The sequence below is a fragment of the Streptomyces sp. WG7 genome (assembly GCF_049975785.1).
Classification (GTDB): domain Bacteria; phylum Actinomycetota; class Actinomycetes; order Streptomycetales; family Streptomycetaceae; genus Streptomyces.
In genome coordinates this window covers 222,011-245,809 of record NZ_JBNGGE010000006.1, presented here as the reverse complement: position 1 = coordinate 245,809, position 23,799 = coordinate 222,011, and the positions used below count along the sequence as shown (strand labels likewise).

Annotated in this window: 17 protein-coding genes and 2 pseudogenes; 12 read left to right on the top strand and 7 right to left on the bottom strand. The window is 71.7% G+C overall.

The window, feature by feature from the left end; genetic code table 11:
• Nucleotides 1-171: 171 nt before the first annotated feature.
• The 3 genes from ACP4J0_RS09740 to ACP4J0_RS09730 all read left to right on the top strand — a co-directional run bounded on the left by ACP4J0_RS09740 (nt 172) and on the right by ACP4J0_RS09730 (nt 4,371).
• The gene (locus ACP4J0_RS09740; protein ID WP_426598225.1) at nt 172-1,047 is read left to right on the top strand and encodes a LysR substrate-binding domain-containing protein; all 876 of its coding nucleotides are present in this window, start codon (nt 172-174) and stop codon (nt 1,045-1,047) included.
• Between the two features lie 607 nt (nt 1,048-1,654).
• Nucleotides 1,655-2,992 (top strand): gluconate:H+ symporter, encoded by a 1,338-nt coding sequence (locus ACP4J0_RS09735; RefSeq protein WP_426598224.1) that lies wholly within the window; start codon nt 1,655-1,657, stop codon nt 2,990-2,992.
• Between the two features lie 44 nt (nt 2,993-3,036).
• Nucleotides 3,037-4,371 carry an enolase C-terminal domain-like protein gene (locus ACP4J0_RS09730; protein ID WP_426598223.1) on the top strand — a complete coding sequence of 445 codons (1,335 nt, stop codon included), beginning with the start codon at nt 3,037-3,039 and terminating at the stop codon, nt 4,369-4,371.
• 309 nt (nt 4,372-4,680) lie between these two features.
• On the opposite strand, the gene ACP4J0_RS09725 is transcribed toward ACP4J0_RS09730, so the two are convergent.
• Nucleotides 4,681-5,778 (bottom strand): VWA domain-containing protein, encoded by a 1,098-nt coding sequence (locus ACP4J0_RS09725; protein WP_426598222.1) that lies wholly within the window; start codon nt 5,776-5,778, stop codon nt 4,681-4,683.
• Between the two features lie 706 nt (nt 5,779-6,484).
• On the opposite strand from ACP4J0_RS09725, the gene ACP4J0_RS09720 reads away from it, so the two are divergent.
• Nucleotides 6,485-7,693 (top strand): oxygenase MpaB family protein, encoded by a 1,209-nt coding sequence (locus ACP4J0_RS09720; RefSeq protein ID WP_426598221.1) that lies wholly within the window; start codon nt 6,485-6,487, stop codon nt 7,691-7,693.
• Nucleotides 7,694-7,820: 127 nt separating this feature from the next.
• On the opposite strand, the gene ACP4J0_RS09715 is transcribed toward ACP4J0_RS09720, so the two are convergent.
• The 4 genes from ACP4J0_RS09715 to ACP4J0_RS09700 form a co-directional block, all read right to left on the bottom strand.
• Nucleotides 7,821-8,984: a TetR/AcrR family transcriptional regulator gene (locus ACP4J0_RS09715; protein ID WP_426598220.1), complete on the bottom strand. Its 1,164-nt coding sequence runs from the start codon at nt 8,982-8,984 to the stop codon at nt 7,821-7,823.
• Between the two features lie 154 nt (nt 8,985-9,138).
• Nucleotides 9,139-10,230: an NAD(P)-dependent alcohol dehydrogenase gene (locus ACP4J0_RS09710; protein ID WP_426598219.1), complete on the bottom strand. Its 1,092-nt coding sequence runs from the start codon at nt 10,228-10,230 to the stop codon at nt 9,139-9,141.
• Entirely contained in the window at nt 10,227-10,736 is a 510-nt protein-coding gene (locus ACP4J0_RS09705) for a DUF4334 domain-containing protein (RefSeq protein ID WP_426598218.1), read from the bottom strand. Before ACP4J0_RS09705 ends, ACP4J0_RS09710 begins: the two co-directional genes overlap by 4 nt.
• A gap of 82 nt (nt 10,737-10,818) precedes the next feature.
• Entirely contained in the window at nt 10,819-11,553 is a 735-nt protein-coding gene (locus ACP4J0_RS09700) for a TetR/AcrR family transcriptional regulator (protein ID WP_426598217.1), read from the bottom strand.
• A gap of 261 nt (nt 11,554-11,814) precedes the next feature.
• Between ACP4J0_RS09700 and ACP4J0_RS09695 the strand changes: the two genes are divergently transcribed.
• From ACP4J0_RS09695 to ACP4J0_RS09670, 6 genes and pseudogenes are all read left to right on the top strand, one after another.
• Nucleotides 11,815-12,969 (top strand): CaiB/BaiF CoA transferase family protein, encoded by a 1,155-nt coding sequence (locus tag ACP4J0_RS09695; protein WP_426598216.1) that lies wholly within the window; start codon nt 11,815-11,817, stop codon nt 12,967-12,969.
• Complete coding sequence (locus ACP4J0_RS09690) at nt 12,969-13,994, top strand: LLM class F420-dependent oxidoreductase (RefSeq protein ID WP_426598215.1); 1,026 nt, start codon at nt 12,969-12,971, stop codon at nt 13,992-13,994. Before ACP4J0_RS09695 ends, ACP4J0_RS09690 begins: the two co-directional genes overlap by 1 nt.
• A 56-nt stretch (nt 13,995-14,050) precedes the next feature.
• Nucleotides 14,051-15,199 (top strand): acyl-CoA dehydrogenase family protein, encoded by a 1,149-nt coding sequence (locus tag ACP4J0_RS09685; protein ID WP_426598247.1) that lies wholly within the window; start codon nt 14,051-14,053, stop codon nt 15,197-15,199.
• Nucleotides 15,200-15,274: 75 nt separating this feature from the next.
• Nucleotides 15,275-15,732: pseudogene (locus tag ACP4J0_RS09680) on the top strand (acetyl-CoA C-acyltransferase); the annotation flags it as partial.
• A pseudogene (locus tag ACP4J0_RS09675) lies at nt 15,724-15,921 on the top strand (hypothetical protein); the annotation flags it as partial. The pseudogenes ACP4J0_RS09680 and ACP4J0_RS09675, both read left to right, overlap by 9 nt.
• A 120-nt stretch (nt 15,922-16,041) precedes the next feature.
• The gene (locus tag ACP4J0_RS09670) at nt 16,042-17,874 is read left to right on the top strand and encodes an AMP-dependent synthetase/ligase (protein ID WP_426598214.1); all 1,833 of its coding nucleotides are present in this window, start codon (nt 16,042-16,044) and stop codon (nt 17,872-17,874) included.
• A 74-nt stretch (nt 17,875-17,948) separates the two neighbouring features.
• Here the strand turns inward: ACP4J0_RS09670 and ACP4J0_RS09665 are convergent, their stop codons facing one another.
• Complete coding sequence (locus ACP4J0_RS09665) at nt 17,949-19,088, bottom strand: acyl-CoA dehydrogenase family protein (protein WP_426598213.1); 1,140 nt, start codon at nt 19,086-19,088, stop codon at nt 17,949-17,951.
• Between the two features lie 73 nt (nt 19,089-19,161).
• Between ACP4J0_RS09665 and ACP4J0_RS09660 the strand changes: the two genes are divergently transcribed.
• Nucleotides 19,162-19,758, top strand: coding sequence for a TetR/AcrR family transcriptional regulator (locus ACP4J0_RS09660; RefSeq protein ID WP_426598212.1), 597 nt, complete (start codon nt 19,162-19,164; stop codon nt 19,756-19,758).
• A 27-nt stretch (nt 19,759-19,785) separates the two neighbouring features.
• Here ACP4J0_RS09660 and ACP4J0_RS09655 read toward each other — a convergent pair whose 3' ends face one another.
• A complete protein-coding gene (locus tag ACP4J0_RS09655) occupies nt 19,786-21,291 on the bottom strand; it encodes an aldehyde dehydrogenase family protein (protein ID WP_426598211.1) in 1,506 nt (501 codons plus the stop codon).
• A 475-nt stretch (nt 21,292-21,766) separates the two neighbouring features.
• On the opposite strand from ACP4J0_RS09655, the gene ACP4J0_RS09650 reads away from it, so the two are divergent.
• A complete protein-coding gene (locus ACP4J0_RS09650) occupies nt 21,767-23,794 on the top strand; it encodes an ATP-binding protein (RefSeq protein ID WP_426598210.1) in 2,028 nt (675 codons plus the stop codon).
• The last annotated feature ends 5 nt before the right edge of the window (nt 23,795-23,799 follow it).

Sequence of the window (23,799 nt, the reverse complement as noted above, 5' to 3'; positions counted from 1 at the left end):
TGACGACGCCGTGTCCGCACCATGGTCGCGCACTCCCCATGACGACCCCGCCGGTCGCGGGCCGCGACCGAGGCACTCGCAGGGTCGCCGTCTGTCCACGTCCGACGCTACGGTCGCGATTGATTCACGTCCAACATAGATTTTGGATCTCGCGATACCTGGAGAGCATCAGTGTTCACCCTCGCCCAGCTGACGAGCTTCGTCGCCGTCGCCGAAGAACTGCACTTCACCCGTGCCGCGGAGCGGCTCAACATGACCCAGCCGCCGTTGAGCCGGCAGATCCAGCTGCTGGAGAGCGAGCTGAGCGTGCAGTTGCTGGACCGCACGAACCGGAGCGTGCGGCTCACCCCGGCCGGCCGCGCCTTCCTGGGGGAGGCCCGCCGCATCCTGCGGCAGTCGGAGCAGGCGGCCCTCGCCGTCCGCCGGGTGTCCACCGGTGAGGCAGGGGTCATCGCCGTCGGGTTCACGGCCGCCAGTGCCCACTCCGCGCTCGGCGGCCTGCTGGAGACCGCCAGAACGGTGCTGCCCGGAGTGGAGCTCCTGCTGCAGGAACTCGTCACGCGCGACCAGCTGAAGGCCCTCGGCGAGGGGTCGCTCGACCTCGGGCTGATGCGGCCGACGACCACGGGAGCCGGTCTGTCCGCCCGCACGGCACTGCGAGAGGGGTTGCTGGCCGCACTTCCCGCCGGTCACCCGCTGGCCGCCGAGGACGGGCCGATGCGGATCGAGGACTTCGACGGCGAGGACTTCCTGATGTACTCGCCCATCGAGGCCCGTTACTTCCACGAACTGCTGATCAGCATCTTCCGGTCCGCGCGGACCCGCCCCGTGTTCACCCAGTACCTCACGCAGGTGCACAGCATCCTTGCCCTCGTTGACGGCGGCTGGGGCATCGCCCTCGTGCCCGAGGCCGCGGCCCGGATGCGCTATGGCGGCGTCGTCTTCCGGCAGGTGGCCCTGCCGGACCCGAAGCCGGTCGAACTGAGCCTCGTATGGCGTCCCGACAACGACAATCCGGCGCTCGAAGCCTTGCTGCGACGCCTGTGACATCGGCCCGACATGCCGGTTTCACGGAACTGTCATGAACCGCAATACAAGAAAGGTATGGCAACCAACAAAATTCGACATGGACGTGAATCAGAACCAACTCTACGGTCAACTCAGCCACCGGCTCCGTGGCCAGGACCGTAGGCGGCACCCGCTGTCGCTCTCCTTCCATGTCTAGGAGATTTGTCCATGCTCGATCTCGTCCGGCAGGGCGAGCCGGCGGCGACAGCCGCCCTCGGAACCACCACTGCTGCGCAACGCCGACGACGGCAGCGAAGGCCCGCACCCGGTAGCCGTCGCCGTCGAGCACCACGGTCGCGCCTGAGGTGAGACGCGGGGCGGCCCTCCGGTGCGAGACCGGCCGGCTGCGCGGAACGTGAACCGCCGAACCGTCACCCCCCTGCGTGGCGGTCCCGGAAAGCCGCCTTTCGTGCGCGGACCCGTCCGCAGTCGGCCGCCTCCCCTGATCCTCCGCCGCCGCCCGGCCCCTCCGCCGGACGCGCCTCCGCGTCCGCGCATCCCGCTCCGCCCCTGACCGGAGTCGTGCCGTACCCCCCGCGGCGTTCGGGCCCGGCTACCCCCAACCACAGTTCAAAGAGGAACTGACATGCCACTTCTCGTAGTGGGAATCAGTGTTCTGGTTCTGCTGCTTCTCATGACCAGGCTGAGGCTGAACGGCTTCGCGGCCCTCCTCCTGGTCGCCGTCGGTGTCGCCGTGGTCCAGGGCATCCCGGTGAAGGACATCCCGGACGTCCTCTCCGAAGGCATCGGAGGCCAGATCGGTGACACGATGCTCACCATCGGACTCGGTGCCATGGTCGGCCGCGTCATGGGCGACTCCGGTGCCGCCCAGCGCATAGCCGACAAACTGCTCGACGCCTTCGGGCCGCGCTGGGTGCAGGTCGCCATGGTCGTCACCTCCATGCTCATCGGCGTGACGATGTTCTACGAGGTCGCCTTCATCATCGTCGTGCCCATCGCGTTCACCCTGGTCAGGGTCACCGGCGTGAACCTGCTCTGGGTCGGGCTGCCGATGTCGATCGCCCTGTCCACGATGCACAGCTTCCTGCCCCCGCACCCCGGTCCCACCGCCGTCGCGGCCACCTTCGACGCCTCCGTCGGACTGACGCTCTTCTACGGTCTGTTCATCGCGGTACCGGTCGGCGCGTTCATCGCGCTGCTCTGGCCGCGGCTGCCGTTCATCAGGGCGATGAACCCCGCCATCCCCAAGGGCCTGGTCAGTGAGCGCCAGTTCACCGACGAGGAGATGCCCGGACTCGGATGGTCGCTGTGCGTGGCGCTCTTCCCCGTCGTGCTGATCGCCGGGGCCGCCGTGACCGACATGGCCGCGACCGGCGAGAGCCCGCTGCTCAACACCGTGGCGTTCATCGGATCCGCGCCGATCGCGCTCCTGCTGGCCCTCCTCCTGGCCGTCTGGGCCTTCGGACCGCGCATCGGGCGGAGCCTGTCGGAGGTCAGTGACTCCTGCTCCTCCGCGGTCAAGGCCATGGCGATGATCCTGCTGGTCATCGGAGCCGGCGGTGCCTTCAAGAACGTCCTGGTCGAAGGTGGTATCTCCGACTACATCAAGGACATCACCGACTCGTGGTCCATATCCGCCATCGTCCTGGCGTGGCTCATCGCCGCCATCCTCCGTGTGGCCCTCGGGTCGGCCACGGTCGCCGTCGTCACGGCCTCGGGCGTGGTGCTGCCGCTGCTCGCCGACAGCGGTGCCCATCCCGAGATGATGGTGCTCGCCGTCTCCTGCGGATCGATCGCCTTCTCACACGTCAACGACCCCGGCTTCTGGTTGTTCAAGGAGTACTTCGACCTTTCCGTCATCCAAGCGATCAAGGTCCGCACCACCTACACCACGGTGCTGGCGATCCTCGGCCTGGGCGGCGTCCTGGTGGCCGAGTGGGCCCTCGACGTCCTCAGCCTGTGACCACCGGCCGCCGCACCCCCTGATACAAGGAGTCCGAAGAAGACATGACCAAGAACCAGCCGACCGTCACCGCGTTCTCCGTCTATCCCGTGGCGGGCCGCGACTGCATGGAACTGAACCTCTCCGGTGCCCACGGCCCCTATTTCACCCGCAACGTCGTCGTCCTGACGGACTCCGAGGGGCGCACCGGCCTCGGTGAGGTACCCGGCGGTGCGAAGATCACGCAGACCCTCGAGGACGCCGAGTCCCTCGTGGTCGGTGCCAAGGTCGGCGACTACAAGCGTGTGCTGCGCGAGATCGCGGACCGCTTCGCCGACCGTGACTCCGGCGGACGCGGTGCCCAGACCTTCGACCTGCGGACCACGGTCCACGCCGTCACCGCCGTCGAGTCCGCACTCCTCGACCTGCTGGGCCAGCATCTCGACGTGCCGGTCGCGGCCCTCCTCGGAGACGGACAGCAGCGGGACTCCGTGCGGGTGCTCGGCTACCTCTTCTACGTCGGCGACCCCGACCGCACCGACCTGGAGTACGTCCGCGGCCACGACGCCGACGTCGACTGGTACCGCATCCGGCACGAGGAGGCCCTCACTCCCGAGGCGATCGTCCGACAGGCCGAAGCCACCTTCGACCTCTACGGTTTCCGTGACTTCAAACTCAAGGGCGGCGTCCTCGAAGGCGCCGAGGAGGTCAAGGCCGTACGCGCCCTCAAGGACCGCTTCCCCGAGGCCCGGATCACCCTCGACCCCAACGGCGCCTGGTCGCTGAAGGAAGCCGTCGAACTGTGCGCGCCCCTGGTCGGCACGCTCGCCTACGCCGAGGACCCCTGCGGGGCGGAAGGCGGCTACTCCGGGCGCGAGGTGCTCGCCGAGTTCCGTCGCGCGACCGGCCTGCCCACCGCGACCAACATGATCGCGACCGACTGGCGGCAGATGACCCACGCCCTCGCCCTGCAGTCGGTCTCCATCCCGCTGGCCGATCCCCACTTCTGGACCATGCAGGGTTCCGTCCGCGTGGCGCAGTTGTGCAACGCGATGGGCCTGACCTGGGGCTGTCACTCCAACAATCACTTCGACATCTCCCTCGCGATGGTCACGCACTGCGGTGCCGCGGCCCCCGGCGCGTACAACGCCCTCGACACGCACTGGATATGGCAGGAGGGACTGGAGCGCCTCACCACCGCACCGCCCCGCATCATCGACGGCGAGATCGCCGTGCCCGACGCCCCCGGGCTGGGCGTGCAGCTCGACATGGACCGGCTCCTGGCGGCTCATGAGCTCTACCGGGCGAAGGCCCTCGGGGCCCGGGACGACGCCGTGGGCATGCAGTACCTGGTTCCCGGCTGGGAGTTCGACGCCAAGCGGCCCTGCCTCGTGCGGTAAGCACCGGCGGCGCGGTGGTGGCGGCGCAGTGAAGCGCTCGCGCACCCGTGTCCACGCACCCGTGTCCACGCGCCCGTGTCCACGCGCCCGTGTCCACGCGCCCGTGTCCGCTCGCCCGGGCCCGGCGAGCGCCGGGCCCGGGCCGGGACCGGTCTGGACGTCCGAGGCGTGGCACGGAACCTGATGGCGTGTCACCTGCCCGGACATCCACCCACACGACTCCCGAGGAGGGCGGACGCGGTCGCGCCGTACCGGACGACCGCCCCCGACGCACAGCCTCCGCGACTCGGCGCCGAACGCAACCCTCGGCTACAGGAGGACGAGCAGCTTGGTACCGGGGACCAGTTTCCGATTGACCGAGGTCGACTGGACGAACACGGTGTACGCCGCGTTGCTCCCAGGGGCCACCGTCGCCTCCGCGTCCGGCAGGCCCAGGAGCTGCCGGGCGGCGGGGCCGGTGAACACCTTTCCGGTCATGCGGCCGGTGGTGGGGTCCTTCTCCGCCACGGCGATCTTCTTCTTGGCCTGGATCTTCTCGCGCTTGGAGAGCTCGTAGAAGGCGCAGCCGGTCTTGTACGGATGCCCGGCGCCGGTGACGAAATCGCGGATCGACATCTGCTGGTCCACGGGGATCAGTACGTACTTGCCGGCGTCGAGGGACTGAAGGCTGGACTTCACGTCGGCCGTGCTGAGGTCCTGACCCACCGAGAAGAGGTTCCTGGTCCCGCGCACCCCCTGCTCGCGATCCCGCAGGAACCTCGTGGCGGCCGACTTGACGGTGCCGATCGCCTCTTCGACGCCCTGCGCCGAGTCGGCGTCCCAGATCGAGATGTTCCCCGTCGGGAACCCGTACTGCTGAGCGGTGCGCTTGGCCAGCGAGTTCGGCACCATGATGGCCGAGGTCCAGTGATCCGGAAGACTGTTCAACTTGTCCCCGATCCTGCCCCGCCACGAGTCCAGGACGGCGCGGCCGTCGGGAAGGTGATCGTGGCGCGAGCCCGTCTCGTCCGCGCCGGAGGCGTTCTCCTCGCCGTCCGTGACGACGACCTGGAGGAAGCTGTGCTCGCCGTACTCCTCCCATATGTGGCCGAGGTCGTCGAGCGCCTTCACCGACGCCTGGATCAGCGCGGTCGCGCCGTTCTCGACGGTGTACAGGCCCCGCATGGACGGCAGGTGCTTCACGTCCATGTCCCACACCAGGTTCTCGACCAGGTGGTCGAAGGCGTAGAGGCTGATCCGGGTCTCATGGCCGAGTCTGTCGGACTCCTCCTGCAGTCCCTTCACGAACTCGTCCACGACACGGATGAGCTGCTCCGAATGCCCCCTCATCGAACCGGACTTGTCGATGACGAGAGCGACGTGGTTCACGAAGTGCTTCTTGAGGCGGTCCTTTACCGTTGCGCTCATCGCGCCAATCCCCTTCCGTTCGTTTCCCCGTGGGACCGCGACGGTGCCCTGCGGAGACGCGGCTTCCCCGATGAAGGCGAGCCAGTCGGTGTTCCAGCCTGTCCAAGCCGTTGGGCGTCGGTGTGAAGCGGGGGACGAACGGTCGCCGCACGCGTCACGGAACGCCCTCTTCCGTCGGCAGACGTCTCAGCCGGGCAGCGCGCAACCCCGCATGGAATCCGGTCCGTTCGGAAGATGGCTTCACTGTATGGGGCAGCACTGACAACGCATGGGACGGTCCGGCCCGCGGCCGTCCTCCCGACAGGGCGCGCGAGACAGCACGATGCCGGGTACTGAACCCCAGGGGCCGGGCGCCGGCGGCCCGGCGTCGGCTTCGAGGAGTCCGGGGAGACCAACCGCGGTCGTGAGCTGCGGCCCGTACCGTGCCGGGGCGGGCGGCGGCAGTGGGCGGTTCGCGATCGGGACGCGCGGCCGCCGCGGCGAACGCGTCACCGGACCCCCGCCAACGCCCTCCCCCTCCGCCCGCCGCGACCGATGTCGGCGACGGCCCCTCGGTCATCCCCATTGCCGACGGTGACACGGCTCGCTATGTTAACGAGAAATCACATTCCTCGGTGGGACTCGAAGCGTGGTGGTCGCCCAACTGACATGTCGGGAGAAAGACGCAGAGCACCGTCTGGCCCTCAGGGAAGAAGCGGGTAAGTCAATGGAGAATCTCAGCAGGCGAGGAGTGCTGTCGCTCGGTGTCGCGCTCGGCCTCGTGAGCGTGGCGGACAGCGCCAAGGCGTGGGCGTGGCCGTCGGCCGACTCGGTGGCCGGCACGGGCACGGGTGCCGATCCGGAGTACGTCTGGGACAGCGCGACGGACCCCTTGATGGCTTCGTTGCTCAAGAGGGGTCAGGTTCCGTCGGTCAACACCGCGATGGAGAGGTGGGTGGACAACGGTGACCCGCTGCCCAGCGGTTTTCCGGCCGAACTCACCGCGCACCTGAGGCAGGTCAACAGGCTGCCCTCCTGGGCCGACCGCGCCAAGCTGGCCCGCGCGGCCGACTTCAACCGGCGCAGGGACACCTACCTGTTCATGCTGTACGGCCTCGGCAGCGGCATCATGAGCACCGTGATCCCGCGCGAGGCCAGGAGTGTCTACTGGTCGGCGGGCGGTGCCGACATGAAGGACCGCGCGGCCAAGACGTTCACGTTCGGCTACGACCTGTCCCAGTTGGGAGCCTTCGAGCCGACCGGGCAGTTCGTCGTCACCGCCAACAAGACCCGGCTGGTGCATGCCGCGGTGCGCCACCTGCTGCCGCAGTCGCCGCACTGGAAGTCGGGCGCCGACCAGGACATCCCGATCAGCGCCGCCGACATCCTGGTCACCTTCCACAGTCTGGGAACCTACGTACGCAGCAAGCTGATCGACTGGAAGGTCCCGTTCCCCGCGGAGGACCAGGAGGCGTTCCTGCATTCCTGGCAGGTCGCGCTTCACCTGCTCGGTGTGCCGGACGAGTACATCCCCAGGACCTGGGCGGCCGCGGAAGCGCAGTCGGCGCAGGTGCTCACGCCGATCCTCGCCCCGACGACCGAGGGCATCAAGCTGGCCGAGGAACTGCTCGGCCTGACCGCGCAGATCGATTTCGGCGTCACCCGTGGGTTCCTGAACGAGTTCGTGCGCTACGTCCTCAGCGACGAGGTCGGCGACTGGCTGGGACTGCGACGCGACTACGCGGCGGCGGCCCTGGTCCGCACCGCGTGGCCGACGTACATCAAGTTCCGTGAGGGGCTGTCGCCCGTCATGCCCGGCACCTTCTACATGGTCGACCAGTTCGTGCGCGCCCTGGCCATGCTGTTCCTCAACAAGGGCTCCTCCACGACCACCACCCCCATCACGATCCCCACCGGGAACAGGCCGGCCGGCTGAGCCGCCGGCCCCGTCCCGCGGGTGCCCGTCCCACGGCAGTCACGTCGAGGGACCGGCACCCCGGTGACGTCCCCCCGACGCGCCGCACGGGACGGTGTCTCGTCGCGCGCCGGGTTCCGGCACCCGTTCACAGGCCCAGGGCACCCACGACCAGGGCGGTCACGGCGTCACGGTGGTCGAGACCGTCCTGCCAGCGCAGTCTGCGTCCGGCCTCGACCACCACGCCGAACCCCGCGTGCACCAGCACCCGGGCCTGACGCGGGTCCAGCTCCGGACGGGCCAGCCGCAACTGCTGTTCCCAGACGGCGATGTGCTCCCGCTGCGCGAGGACCAGGGGCCGCCGCAGATCCGTCGGCAGACCGGCCAACTCGGCTTCGGCGACGCTGTTGAGCGCGGTGTACTCGAAGCTGTAGGCCACGTACGTCGCCGCCAGCGCGACGACGGCCTCGTGCGGGCCGGCCGCCTCGTGAAGGCTCTGCTCCACCCACTGGGCCAGCAGTCCCGCGGCCTGGAGGCACGCCGCCGCCAGGATGTCGACCTTGCCGGGATAGTGCCGGTAGAGCGCGGACGGGGCCAGTCCCACCGCCCGCGCGATCTGTCCGTTCGTGACGTTGGCGAACCCGTTTTGTGCGAACAGCGGGACGGCGGCCGCGAGGATCTCCGCGCGCCGGGTGCGCGGCACCGGCTGGGCGGGCAACTCGACCGGGCGTGCGCCCTCGTGGGCCGCCTCGGGGTCGGTGGCGGCCACGCGCAGCGCCGATGCCGACAGCAGGTTCTCGGCCCGGCGCCCGGCGATCGAGGTGTGGTGCATCGTGATGGAGCCGATCGCACCGAGGGCCGCCACCGCCCGCAGCCGCTCGTCGGGCAGGGGGTACGCACGCTGCACCGCCTCGTCGACCCGCCCGACGACGTGCCCGAACTTCGCCTTGAGATGCCGCCGGTCCTCACGATTGAGGTACCGGGCCTCCCACCGGTACACGCCGCCCGAAGCGCGGTGCGCGACGGTGACCCGGGTGACTGCGGTGAGCACGTCCGTCAGGGGCGCCCCGGGAGGCACCTCGTCGAGCGAGGCGACCAGTCGTTCCGCCGTGACGTCGGCGCACTCGGCGAAGAGCGCGTACTTGTTCGGGAAGTGCCGGTACAGGGCCGCCGCCGTGATGCCCACACCGGCGGCGATCTCCTCCATGGAGGCCCTGTGGTAGCCGCGCTCGCTGAAGACCCGGCCTGCCGCCTCGACGATGAGCTGCTTGCGGTTGCGGGGCCGGGTGGCCGCGGTCGGATCGGCGGTCACGGCCGAACGGGCGGAGGCGGAGGCGGGACCATGCGGATCAGTCAATCACACGTCGCCCGGAGGGCCCGGGCTTTCGCGACGGACCGCACGGGACGTGTATCCCGCATCACTTCCCACCGGGCCCGGTGCGCACGACCCGGCGGGTGTGGTGAGGTCAGGCGAAGGTGAGGACCGGCTTGACCGCGCTTCCGTCACGCATGGCGGCCACGGCGGCGTCGATCTCCTCGAAGGGGAACGTGGTGATCAGCCGGTCCACCGGAAAGAGGCCGCGCCGGTGCAGGCCGATCAGCTCGGGGATGAAGCGGGCCGGGTCGGAGTCGCCCTCCATCACCCCGTGCACGCGAACGCCCTTGGCCATCAGGCGCATCATGTCGAACGTGACCTCACCGCCGAGGGCGACGAAGGCGAGTTCGCCGCGCGGACGCAGCGCCCCGACGGCACGGTGGAGCATCTCCGGCCGGCCCGTGGTGTCCACGACACGGTGCGCCCCGCCCCCGGTGAGGTCGCGCAGCGCCGCCACCAGACCGTCACCCGGGGGCAGGGCCGCCCGGGCGCCGAGTCCGACGGCCAGGGCCCGCCGGGAGGCCACCGGGTCGACGGCCACCACCGGGTCGCAGCCCACGGCCACCGCGGCCATCAGCGCACTCAGCCCGACCCCGCCGGCCCCGAACACCACGAGTGAGGTCCCCGGCTCGGGTCGCAACCGGTTGAGCACGGTCCCCGCCCCCGTCTGCCCTCCGCAACCGAGCGGCGCGGTGACCGTGTCCGGCAGACCGGAGGGCACCTTGACCACTCCGCGTTCGTGGACGACGGCGTACGTGGCGAAGCTGGACTGCCCGAAGAAGCCGCCGTGCAGGGGGGCGCCGTCGAGACGGAGCGCGGTGGTGCCGTCGCCGCGCCCGCCGGACAGGTTGAGGTCCCGCGCGAAGTGGCAGTACGCCGGATGGCCCGCCACGCACTGCGGACACGTGCCGCAACTGGCGAACGTCAGGCAGACGGGGTCCCCCGGCACCACGCCGGCCACCTCCGCGCCCACCGCCTCGACCCGGCCGGCGCCCTCGTGGCCGAAGACCATGGGCGTGAGCCGCCGGGGCCAGCCGGCCTGGATTCCCAGGTCCGTGTGACACACCCCGACCGCGGTCAGCCTGACCAGCACCTCACGCGCGCGCGGGTCCTCCAGCTCCACGTCCCGGAGGGCGAACGGTGCGCCCGGCTCCGGGGTGACCGCGGCGCGGGCGCGTCTCACGCGCCGTCTCCCGGGCGCCGGTCCCCGGGGGCGGACCCGGCGACGCGTTCGAGGAAGAAGTAGTAGAAGGGGCCGTCGGCGGGGACACCCTTGGCGTTCATGATGCCCATGAGGGTGCTGTCGTCCACCCGTTTGAAGTGGTCGAGGACCGGCCGGCCGTCGTAGACCATCGTCGCCGTCGACTCGCCGCGGAACTCGACGGTCCACAGACTGGCCTCGCCCTTGCCCAGCTCGCGGTCGGAATACAGCCTGCCCTCCGGGTCCCGGCAGATCAGCGGCTTGGCGTCGTGCACGGCGGTGAACGTCTTGCCGTACCAGCCGGCCTTCGCCAGCTCGCCGTTGAGGGGGTGGCCGGTGTCGAACTCACCGCCCTTCCACTCGCCGAGGATCTCCTCGGGCCGGACGACCTCCAACGCGGCCCAGACGGCGTCCAGCTCGGTGGCTTCGACGGGTCCCTTCGTCTCGCGGAGCGTCCGGAAGCGGGTGCGGGCTTCGAGCGGGTCCATACGGTGTCCTCTCGTCGATGCCGAGAATCGTGGAGGCGGTGCGCAAGCGCGGGAAGGGACGCGGAGCCCCCGCCCGGCCGCGTCACAGGGAGGGGTGCGGGGCGGGGCTCCGGGAGGCGGACCGCGCGGGTGTCGGGTGCCGGAGGGGAGTCCGCCGGTGGAACGGAAGTGCCGCTTCGCCGGTGACCACGTCGGGGTACCCCACGGTGCCGAGGCTCAGCAGGACGTGGCGTTCGGCGACCTCTTCCGCGGTGAGCGGGCCGTCGGGGCGGAACCAGTTGGCGACGCCCTGGCACATGATGAGGACCGAGCGGACGGCGTCGGCCGGTATCGGTGTGGTGAACACCCCCTCGGCGCGGCCCGCTTCGACCGTGTCCAGCAGCATGTGCTGGAGGTAGTCGCGCAGGGCCACGTAGCGGGCCCGGTTCCTGGGCTCCAGGCTGCGGATCTCGGTGTCCAGGAAGGCCAGGGACCTGCGGTGGGCCATGTACAGCACGATCGACTCGACCATGCCGCAGAACCTCGCCAGCGGAGTGGTCCCGGCCTCCGCGGCCGCCGCCCGGCAGCGGTCCAGGACGTCCTTGATGGACGTCTCCAGCAGGGTGGCGAGCAGCGCCTGCTTGTTCTCGTAGTGGTAGTACAGCGCCGGCACGGTGACACCGACCCGGCCGGCGATGTTCCGGACCGAAGTGCCGTGGTAGCCCTGCTCGTTGAAGGCCTCCATGGCGTGCACCAGGATCGGGTGCAGGTCGAGCTGCCCGTAGGTGCGCCAGTGCTGCGCCGGCGTCGCGGTGTCCTGGCTCGGCTCGGTGTTCAACGACTCTCCTCGCAACATGCGTCGACGGGCGACATCGTACGGCCGTGAGTCCGGATTCCCTCCTCTCGCATGCTTAGCGATCGATCAGGAAGAGTGGCCGACGGGCGTCCCGGCTTCGACTTCCTTCCCCGATAAGTGCCCCCAAAACTACTGGTGTTCAGGCGTTGACCGATCGGCCGCACGCTTCTACGTTCTTAGCGAACGCTCAGTAAGGGCCCGGTAGTGCGGCGGCGAGCCCGCCGCGCCCCGAGAGAGGAACCCATGAGCCACCACCCCCCTGACGTCCAGGGCCGCGGCAGTGCCGGGCCGCTGGACGGCGTGCGCGTGGTCGAGCTGGCGGGCATCGGCCCCGGCCCGTTCGCCGCGATGCTGCTCGGAGACCTGGGCGCCGACGTGGTGCGCGTCGACCGCCCGGGACCCGCACCGCTCGCCGGCGACCCGGCCCACGACGTGACCAACCGCAACAAGCGTTCGGTCCTGGTCGACCTCAAGTCGCCCGAAGGGCCGCGGACCGTACGGGCACTGGCGGCGCGCGCGGAGATCCTGGTGGAGGGGTACCGACCGGGTGTCGCGGAGCGGCTCGGGGTCGGCCCCGAGGAGTGCATGGCCGTCAACCCCGCCCTGGTGTACGGCCGGATGACCGGCTGGGGCCAGCGGGGGCCGCTCGCGCACCTGGCCGGTCACGACGTCGGCTACATCGCCACGGCCGGCGCCCTCTCCATGATCGGCGCGCCGGACGGGCCGCCCGCCGTCCCCGCCAACCTGCTCGGTGACTACGCCGGCGGTTCGCTCTACCTGACCACCGGCGTCCTGGCCGCGCTGCTCACCGCCCGCGCCACCGGCCGCGGCCAGGTGGTGGACGCCGCGATCGTCGACGGCACGGCCCACCTCACCGCACTCTTCTGGGGCATGCTCGCCGCGGGCACCTGGCGGGATGCGCGCGGACACAATCTGCTCGACGGCGGCTGCCCGTACTACGGCGTCTACGAGACCGGCGACGGCGGCTGGATGGCGGTCGGCGCGCTGGAACCGCAGTTCTACACCGTGTTCGTCGCCCTGCTGGGCCTGGACGGCGACGTGCTGCCGGACCGCGCGGACCCGGGCAACTGGCCGGAGCTGCGGGCCCGGTTCACCGCCCGGTTCAAGACCGCGACCCGCGAGAAGTGGACGGCCGTCTTCGAAGGCACCGACGCCTGTGTCGCGCCCGTTCTCTCGCTGCGCGAGGCGTCCGGCCACCCGCACCTGACCGGGCGCGGCACCTACACCGAGGCGCACGGGATCACCCAGCCCGCCCCCGCGCCCCGCTTCTCCGCCACCCCAGGCACCCTCCGGCTGCCACCCGCCGTCCCGGGCGCGCACACCGCCGACGTGGCCCGTGACTGGGACATGCCCGAACTGCTGAAGGACCGCCGCTGATGGAACTGTCCTCCCCTCTCACGTACGCGGGCGACCCGCGCGACGCCGCGGACCGGGCCGCCGCCCTGGAGTCCGCGGGACTCGACGCCGTCTGGGTGGCCGAGGCCTACGGCTTCGACTCCCCGACGGTCATGGGATACCTGGCCGCGAAGACCGAGCGGATGCGGATCGGCTCGGCCATCCTGAACGTCTACTCGCGCACTCCCGCACTGATCGCCCAGACCGCCGCCGGACTCGACGCCCTCACCGGCGGCCGCGCCCTCCTCGGCGTCGGCGCCTCCGGTCCGCAGGTCGTCGAGGGCTGGCACGGCCGCCGCTACGACCGCCCGCTGGGCCGTACCCGCGAGGTGATCGAGCTGTCGCGGCGTATCTGGCGGCGCGAGGTGATCGAGCACCACGGCATCACCGACCTGCCCCTGCCGCCCGAGAAGGGCGGTACCCTCGGCAAGCCCCTGAAACTGCTCACCCACCCGGTCCGCGACACCATCCCCGTGTACGTCGCCGCGCTCGGCCCGGCCAACGTCCGGATGACCGCCGGACTGGCCGACGGCTGGCTCCCGTTCCTCTACGCGCCGGAACACGCCGCCAAGGTGTGGGGCCCGGCCCTGGCCGAGGGCACCGCCGAGCGCGCCCCCGGGCTCGGACCGCTGTCGGTCGTGGCGGGCGGCCTGCTCGCCATGGGCGACGGCGCCGAAGCGGTCCGCGACCTGATGCGCCCCACCGTCGCCCTGTACGTCGGCGGCATGGGCGCCCCGGGCCGCAACTTCTACCACGACCTGGTCCGCGCCTACGGCTACGAGTCGGCCGCCGCCGCCATCCAGGAGCACTACCTCGCGGGACGCCGGAAGGACGCGGAGGCCGCGGTGCCGGCCGAACTGCTGGAACAGATCTGCCTGGCCGGCCCGGAGGGCTACGTCCGGGACCGCGTCGAGGTCTTCCGCGAGGCCGGCGTGACGATGCTCAACGTCACCCCCGTGGGTCCCGATCCCGCCCGGCTGATCGAGCGCGTGAGGAGCTGGCTGTGACACCGAAGGCCGTGACACCCAAGACTGAGACGGCGAAGGCCGTGACGTCGAGGGCCGTGACTTTGCGGCGGGACCTGTACGGCCCCGACCACGAGGCGTTCCGCGAGACCGTGCGGACCTTCCTCGCCAAGGACGTGGCCCCGCACCACGAACGGTGGGAGAGGAACGGCGTCGTCGACCGTGAGGTGTGGTGTTCGGCGGGCCGCCAGGGCCTGCTGGGACTGGCCGTCGGCGAGGAGTACGGCGGCGGTGGGACCGAGGACTTCCGCTACAGCGCCGTGCTCATCGAGGAGTTCGCCCGCGCCGGCGCCTCCGGATTGGCACTGAGCCTGCACAACGACATCGTCGGCCCGTACCTGACCCGGCTCGCCACCGACGAGCAGAAGCGGCGCTGGCTGCCCGGGTTCGTCTCCGGCGACATCGTCACCGCCATCGCCATGACGGAACCCGGCGCCGGTTCCGACCTCCAGGGCATCCGCACCACCGCCACCGACCAGGGCGACCACTACCTGCTCAACGGCTCGAAGACCTTCATCTCCAACGGAATCCTCGCCGACCTCGTCGTCGTGGTGGCCCGTACCGCACCCGAGGGCGGCAGCAGGGGGCAGAGCCTGCTCGTCGTCGAGCGCGGCGCGGACGGCTTCGAACGCGGCCGCAACCTCGAGAAGATCGGCCAGAAGGCCCAGGACACCGCGGAGCTCTTCTTCAACGACGTGCGGGTCCCCAAGGAGAACCTGCTGGGGGAGGAGAACCGCGCCTTCACCTATCTGATGGGCAACCTCGCCCAGGAGCGGCTGGCCATCGCGGTCGGCGCCGCCGCCGCGGCCGAGGAGCTCCTCGACCTCACCACGCGGTACGTGAAGGAGCGCGAGGCGTTCGGACGGCCGCTGGCGAAGCTCCAGCACATCCGCTTCGAGATCGCCGAGATGGCCACCGAGGCAGCGGTCACCCGCACCTTCCTGGACCGCTGCGTCGCCGAGCACAGTAGGGGCCGGCTCGACGCCGTGCACGCCTCGATGGCCAAGTGGTGGGCCACCGAACTGCAGAAGCGGGTCGCCGACCGCTGTCTGCAACTCCACGGGGGCTACGGCTACATGAGCGAGTACCGGGTGGCGCGAGCGTTCCTCGACGGACGGGTCCAGACCCTCTACGGCGGCACCACCGAGATCATGAAGGACATCATCGGCCGCTCCCTCCTCGACTGAGCCGGCGCCAGGCGCCCACGCTGAACCCGTGCCGCGTGCGCGGCCTGTCGTGAACCCACAGGGAGGGCACCCGAGGTGAGCACCGAAGCGTACGTGTACGACGCGATCCGCACCCCGCGCGGACGCGGCGAGGCGAACGGCGTCCTGCACGGCACCAAGCCGATCGACCTGGTCGTCGGGCTGATCCACGAGCCCCCCGCCGTTTCCCGGACCTCGACCCGGCGGCGATCGACGACACCGTGCTCGGCGTGGTCGGCCCCGTCGGCGGCCAGGGCGCCGACATCGCCCGCACCGCGGCCATCGCGGCCGGGCTGCCGGACACCGTGGCCGGCGTCCGGGAGAACCGCTTCCGCGCATCGGGCCCGGAAGCCGTCAACATGGCAGCCATGAAGGTCTGTTCGGGAGGGAACGACCTGGTACTGGCAGGCGGCGTGGAGGCCATGTCCCGCGTCCCCATGGGCAGCGACGGCGGAGCCTGGGCGCTGGACCCGCGCACCAACCACGACACCGGCTTCGTCCCGCAGGGCATCGGCTTCCCCGGCTGGGCCGGCGGCGTCCTCCAGTACATCAACGGCTACGGCGACTACGCCGGGGCAGGTGCCGGCCTGCCCGGCTTCGTGGCACGCGCCCGCGAGCTCGCCGACCGCTACGGCGAGCGCTTCACACCGCCCGCGCTGCTGCTGCGCAAGGCCGAGCGGGGCGAGACCTCCACGGACTCCTGATCCCTCTCCCGATCACAGGCGGCCCTCCGCACCCCGCCGCGCTCCTCCCGGCACGCCTGCCGGGGCGCCCCACCGCCCCGGTCTCCCGGACGTTCCCATCCGACCCGCAAGGAGGCCCCGATGACATCAGCGCCCCGTACGACCGGCGAACCGCCCGCCGCCCCGGCCGACCGGACCCTGCCGCGGCTGCTGGCCCGCAACGCCCGTGAGTACCCCGGACTGCCCGGCCTCTCCTGGCAGCAGGCGGACGGGGACGGCGCCTGGACGACGCTCAGCTGGGCGCAGATCCACGAGCACACCGGACGCCTGGCCGCCGGCTACGCGGCGCTCGGCGTCGGCCGCGGCGACCACGTGCTGATGATGATGGCCAACCGTCCCGAGCACTGGCTGTCCGACCTGGCGCTCGGCCGCCTCGGTGCCGTCCCGGTCAGCGTGTACGGCACCGCGGCCCCCGAGCAGGTCACCCATATCGCCCGCAACTGCCGGGCCCGTCTCGCGGTGGTCGAGGGGACGGCGCAGGTGGCGGTGTGGGAACCGCTGCTGACCGACGCCGGCACCCCGCTGGCCCGGCTGGTGGTGGCCGAGGCGGGCGCCGAGGGCGGCCACGTCCCGTACGCCGCCCTGCTCCGGGACCCCGCGCCGGAGCGGTTCGCGAAGGAGCTGGACGCCGCGAGCCCCGACGACCCGCTGACCGTCGTCTACACCTCCGGAACCACCGGGGAGCCGAAGGGCGTCGTCCTGACCCACCGCCAGGTGATGGCCAACGCCCTGGCGCTGGACGCCGTGGTGGAGCTGCCGCCGCACGTCGAGCACATCTGCTACCTGCCGTTCGCCCACATCGCCGAACGGATGCTGGGCATCTACCTGCCCTGCCACCGCGCCTCGCACGTCTACCTCTGCGCCGACCCCGCGGGCGTGGGCAGGGTCGTGCGCGAGGTGCGCCCCGCGCAGTTCTTCGGTGTGCCGCGGATCTGGGAGAAGCTGTGCGCCGCCGTGCGGGCCGTCCTGTCCCTGATGCCGGCCGAGCAGCGGGCGGCCATCGACGCGGCGTCCGCGGTGGCCCGCGAGCACGTCGGGTACCGCGAGCGGGGCAAGACGCCGCCCGCCGAGCTGGAGGAGCGCTACGCCCGTGCCCGCCAGGACGTCCTGTTGCCGCTGCTGGCCGCGGGCGGCCTGGACCGGGTGACCTGGGCGGCCAGTGCCTCGGCGCCCATGCCGGTCGACGTGGTGGACTTCTGGGCCGGGTTCGGCATCGTGATCATGGATGCCTGGGGGCTGACCGAGACCACCGGCGTGGCCACCACCAACAGCCCGCGAACCGGCTTCCGGATCGGTTCGGTGGGACGCCCCGTGGAGTCCGTGGAGGTCAGGGTCGCCGCGGACGGCGAGATCGAGGTGCGCGGCGAGTCCGTCTTCTCCGGCTACCTCCAGCCGGACGGTTCGGTGCGGCCCGCCGTGGACGCCGACGGCTGGCTGGCCACCGGCGACATCGGCCGGACGGACCAGGACGGCTACCTCTGGCTCACCGATCGGAAGAAGGAGATGATCATCACCTCGTCGGGCAAGAACGTCTCGCCCGCCCTGGTGGAGAACGCGCTCAAGGAGCACCCGCTGATCGGTCAGGCGCTGGTCCACGGCGACCGCCGCTCCTACCTCGTCGCGCTGCTGGTGCTCGACGCGGAGGCCGCCCCCGCCTGGGCCGCCGCCCACGGTGTCGTGGCGGACGGCGGACTCGCCGGCCTCGTCCGGCATCCCGCCGTACGGGCCGAGGTGGAGCGCGCCGTGGCGGCCGCCAACTCCCGGCTCAACCGCACCGAGCAGGTGAAGCGGTACGAGCTGCTGTCCGAGGAGTGGGGCCCGGCGACCGGCGAGCTGACGCCCTCGCTGAAGCTGCGGCGCCGGGTGATCCGGGACAAGTACGCCGACGCGCTGTCCGGGCTCTACCGGGACTGAGCCCGGCCTCTCGGCGCGACCGGCTGCCGCCCGCCCCCGGCCGGGGGCGGGCGGCAGCCCGCACGGGGGCCGGTTCAGAGGCCGTAGGTCTTGCCGATCACGTCCCGCTGGATCTCGCTGGTCCCGCCGTAGACCGTGGAGACGACCGCGGCCCGCAGGTGGCGCTCCATGTCGAACTCGGTGGTGTAGCCGTAGCCGCCCATCATCTGCATGCCCTCCAGGGCGGCCCGCTTGGCGGTCTCGGTGGCCTTCAGCTTGGCCATGGACGCCTCCCGCGGGAACAGCCTGTCCGGCTGCGCGTCACAGTCCAGGGCCACCTCGCGCACCAGCAGCCGGGTGCACTCGATCTCGGTGGCGAGGTCGGCCACCCGGTGCCGCAGCGCCTGGAAGGATCCGACGGGCCGCCCGAACTGCTCGCGTTCACGGACGTAGGCGAGGGCGTCGTCGAAGACGCGGCGCGCCAGGCCCAGCATGTTCGCGGCCAGGAAGAGCCGCTCGTGGTTCAGCCCGGCCATCAACTGCCGCCAGCCGTCGTCCACCCGGCCCACCACCGCGTCGGCGGGCAGCCGGACGCCGGTGAGGAACACGTCGTTGACCTCCCGGCCGCCCATGGTCTCGATGCCTTGCACCTCCACGCCCGGGGCGTCGGCGGGCAGATGGAACATCGTCAGCCCGCCGTGCTTGTCCTCGCCGGTGCGGGCCACCAGCAGAATGCTCTTCGCCAAGTGTGCGTTGGAGATCCAGGTCTTCTGCCCGTCGATCTCCCAGGTGCCGTCCGACGCCTGCCGGGCCCGGCAGCGCAGCGCGCCGACGTCCGAACCGGCGCCCGGCTCCGACATGGCGATCGACAGGACGTCGCCGCGCACGGCGCCGGACAGCACCTCGTGCCGCTGCCGCTCGGTGCCGAACCGTTCGTACGCCTTCGCGGCGATGACGGTGGTGACGAAACCGCCGGCCGGGACCATCCCGTAGGAGGTCTCCTCCAGGAACAGGCAGGCGTCGGCCAGCCCCCCGCCGGAGCCGCCGTACTCCTCCGGAAGGCACACCCCGAGCCAGCCCAGGCCGGCGAGCCTGCCGTACAGCCCCGGATGGTGCGCCTCACGACCGCCCGCGGTCAGCGCGTCCCGCTGCTCCCGGGTACCGCACTCGCGCTTGGCGAAATCTCTGACGGCCGCGGCGAACGCGGACTGCTCTGCGGTGAGACGACTGCCCATCAGGCCCTCCAGAGTTCGTGTTACAAAGTGTTGAGAGTTGTTACTTGTTTCCCGGGACGGGGGTGTCGGTTTCGTGAGCACGGTCCGGAAGACCGAGACGGAGGACCCGACCGCACGGCGCATCCTCGACGCCGCGCTGGAGCAGTTCACCGCCTTCGGCCTGCGCCGTTCCTCCGTCGACGACGTCGCCAAACGGGCCGGTGTCTCCCGGGTCACCGTCTACCGGCGCTTCCAGAACAAGGACAGGCTGGTCGAGCAGACCCTGCTGCGCGAGAACAGCCGGTTCTTCCAGCGGCTGGACTCGGCGGTGGCCGCGCTGCCGACCATGGAGGAACGGGTCGTCGAGGGATTCGTCGTCGCCTTGCGCCACACCCGCGCACATCCGCTCTTCGGCGGCCTGCTGCGCCTGGAACCCGAGGTGGTGCTGCCCTACCTGACCGTGCACGGCGGCTCCTCGCTCTCCGCCACCGTCGAGTACCTGACGGGACATCTGCGCCGTGCGCAGCAAGCCGAGGGCCGCCCCGACGCGGACCCGCGGCCGGTCGCCGAGCTCATGGTGCGCGTGGCCGTCTCCTTCCTGCTCAACCCCGCCAGCTGCATCGAGATGGAGGACGAGGACCAGGCCCGGGCCTTCGCCCGTCGCTATCTGGCCCCCCTCCTGAACGCCTGACCGGCCGTCAGGGCGCGGTCCGGCGGGTCAGTGCCGCAGGTGCAGAGCCCGGGCCAGCCGCACCGCGCGCTCCCGTGCGGCGGCCGGTACGTCGAAGGAGGTCAGCGCGATCGGCGGGGTGAACCGCTGCACGGTCGTCGACTGCACGGCGGTGAAGGCCCGCAGCCCCTCCGCGCCGTGTATCCGCCCGAAGCCGGAATCCTGCGAACCGCCGAACGGCAGCGCCGGTACGGCCGCGAAGCCCAGCACCGAGTTCACCGACACCGCTCCCGCGCGCAGCCGTGCCGCGATCGCGGCTCCGGCACGCCGGTTCCCGCAGAACACGGCGGCTCCCAGGGCGTACCGGGAGTCGTCGGCGCGGGCCACCGCCTCGTCCACGTCGGCCACCGCGTTGATCGCGACGACCGGTCCGAACGTCTCCTCCGTCATGGCCGCCGCGTCCTGGGGCACATCGGCCAGGACGACGGGCGCGACGTACGGCGCCCGGACGGACTCCGGTCCGCCCAGCAGGAGTCGCGCGCCCGACGACACCGCCGTGGTCACGTGCCGCTCCACGGTCCCGATCTGGCCCGGCAGGGTCATCGGACCGTAGGCCGCGTCGCCGCCGGCGCCCGGGCGCAGCGCACCGGCGCGCTTCACCACCCGTTCGCACAGCGCCGCATGGATCTCGCGCACGGCGTAGACGCGTTCCACACCCGCACAGGTCTGTCCGGCGTTGCTCAGCGCGCCCCACACGATCGCGTCGGCGGCTGCGTCCAGATCCGCGTCCGCGGTGACGATCACGGCGTCCTTCCCGCCGCACTCGGCGAGGAACGGCGTCAGCGTCTCGGCGCACACCGCCATCACCTTGCGCGCCGTCCCGGGCGAGCCGGTGAACGCCAGCTTGTCGACCCCGGAGCGGGCCAGCGCCTCTCCGGCGGCCGCGGCGCCCGTGACGGTGGTGAGCAGCCCGGCGTGCGCGGGCACGGCCGCGTCGAACAGTTCGGCGAGCAGCACACCGGTGCCCGGGGTCAGCTCGGACGGCTTGAGGACCACGGCGTTCCCGGCCGCCAGGGCGTACCCGACGGAGCCCATCGGGGTGTAGCAGGGGTAGTTCCACGGGCCGATCACGCCCACCACGCCCAGCGGCCGGTGCACCAGCGAGGCCCGCTGGTGGGCGGTGAACAGCCCGGTGCGCACCCGCCGTCGGCGCAGCACGCGGTCGGCGTTGCGCGCGGCCCAGCCCAGGTGCTCCAGAGTGAGGACGACCTCCAGCGCGGCGTCGCCGGCCGGCTTGCCGGTCTCCTCGGCGATGGTCCGGGCGACGGTGCCCAGGTCGGAGGCGAGGGCCCGCTTCCAGCGCAGCAGATGGTCACGGCGCCGGGCCGCGGGCAGCGCGGTCCATTCCGCCTGCGCCTTCCGGGCCCGGGTCACGGCACGGGCGATCTGCTCGGGACCGTCCACCGGGTACTCGGCGAGCGGCTCGCCGGTCGCCGGGGAGCGGGTGGTGAACGTCGCGGTGCGGGGGGCGGCGTCCGGGGCGGTGTCGGTCATCGGGCTCCCTGCGAGTCGAAGATACAAAAACTATTAACTTGTTTCATGGGGGCGTCAATACTCCGGTCGCGAGGGAGGGGTGCCGCGCACCGTGGCCGCTCCCGCGCGTCCACCCGGACGTACGGCGCCGCCCGTCACTCACGGCGACTGAACCTGATCGAGTCGGACCGCTCTGCAGCGCTTCGGGAACGGAAGCTTCGCCGACTTATCGGGCTGTCGTACGAGGGCTCATACCAGAGCGGGACGTTGTCCGGGGGACTTTGTCAACTGCCCATCGCGCAGGATGCGCAGGCGACTACTGTCAGTGTCCGTCGGGCGGCGTAGGGCCGGTTCACCACCCTCGGTCCGTTCGGCCGACACCGCGATGACGCGTGCCCGCGTGGCGTCACGTGGCCGCGTGGCACTCCGCCACCACGCGCGAGCACCAGGGTCCGATCCGGGCCCGACGGACCAACGGACCAGTACGAGGACCCCGATGTCTCACCTCCGCGCCCCGGCCGCGCGAGCAGACCGCCGTGAGGGCGGGCGGCACGGCCGGCCGGCCTCACGGACAGCACCCGCGCTGCCCGAGACCCACATACGGCCCCAACTCCTGCGTCTCGCCGTGCTGCCGCCCGTCGCGGTCGCCCTCAGCGCCAGCGCGGTCGTCCTGTTCACCGTGCGGTCCACCGGCGCGCGGCCCGGCCCCGTGCTGTGGGTCGTGCTCGCCGGCGCGGTCTCGGTGACCCTCGCCGCCGTGGTCATCGCCGCCGTCGCGGCCGACCGCGCCGCGCGGTCCGTGTACCAGCGCGTCGGCGCACTGCGCCGCAGCACCGCGCGTGGAGAGGGCGAACTGCGTGCCGTGGTCGAGGCTCTGCGCCGCGGCGAGACCCCGCCCCGGCGCAAGCCGCGCAGCGGACCGCCGGACGACGCCGACGACTTCGAACTGCTCGCCGCCGACCTGTCCCGCGCCCACGACGGCGCCGTCACCGCCGTCGTCCGGGCCGCCCAGCTCTCCAGCCAGGCGGGCAGCGAACAGAAACTGGAGGTCTTCGTCAACCTCGCCCGGCGCCTGCAGTCGCTGGTGCACCGGGAGATCTCCATCCTGGACGAGCTGGAGAACGAGATCGAGGACCCCGACCTCCTCAAGGGCCTCTTCCACGTCGACCACCTCGCCACCCGCATCCGCCGCCACGCCGAGAACCTCGCCGTGCTCGGCGGCGCCGTCTCGCGCCGCCAGTGGAGCAACCCCGTCGACATGACCGAGGTGCTCCGCTCGGCCATCGCCGAGGTCGAGCAGTACTCGCGGGTCCGGCTGGTCCCCCCGATCGACGGCACCCTGCGCGGCCACGCCGTCGCCGACGTCATCCACCTGCTGGCCGAACTCGTCGAGAACGCCACCCTGTTCTCCGCCCCGCAGACCCAGGTGCTGATGCGCGCCAGCCTCGTCACCTCGGGCCTCGCCGTCGAGGTCGAGGACCGAGGACTCGGCATGCCCGTGGGCGAGCAGAGCCGGATGAACACCCTGCTCGCCGACCCCGACCAGGTCAACGTCGCCCGCCTGCTCGCGGACGGCCGCATCGGGCTGTACGTCGTCTCGCAGCTCGCCAAGCGGCACGGCATCACCGTCCGCCTGCAGAGCAACATCTACGGCGGTGTCCAGGCCGTACTGGTCGTTCCGCAGGCCCTGCTGGGTACGGAGCCGGACGCCCTCCCCGGGGGCGTGACCCGGCCGGCGGAGGTCACGGGGGCCGAGCCTGAGCCCGTACCGCCGCTCCCGCGGCAGCCGAGCCCCACGGTCACCTTGGTACCGCCGATTCCCGTCGCGCCGGTTCCAGCGGCGCCGGCCCCCGATCCCGCTCCCGCCGCTCCCGTCCCCGCCCCAGTCGTCCCAGCGGCGCCCGCGCCGGCCGTGCTCCGGGAGGTGGACAGCGGCGAACCCATGCCGCTGCCCGTCCGTGAAACCCACCAGGAACGGCCCACCCCGGCCGCCGCCGTACCCGGTGTCCGGGCCGAGGACCGCGGCGTCCTCGCCGAGCACGCCGCCACCCCGCCCGTCTCGCGCCACGGCGTGGTGCGCGGCACCATGGGCAAGCCCCAACTGCCCCGCCGCCGCGCCCAGGAGCACATCGCACCCCAGCTGCGGGGCGGTCCCGCACCCCGCCAGGAGCCCGAGCAGCACGTCGGCCACGACCCCGGACTGATGGCGGCCTTCCAACGCGGCATCGGCCTTGCGGAGGCGCGGCAACGCAGGGAGTCGACCTCCATCGAGCCGCGCCGTGCGGAGCCGGCCCTTGTGGAGCGGGCCCCTGGGGAGTCGGCCCATGTGGAACCGACCCATGGGGAGGGGGGCCACACAGCGCCGACCCACACAGCGCCGACCCACACAGCGCCGACCCACACAGCGCCGACCCACACAGCGCCGACCCACACAGCGCCGACCTACACAGGCCCGGCCCACACAGGCCCGACCCACATGGTGTCACCGCACATGGAGCCGACCCACAGAGACCCGGCCGGATGACCACT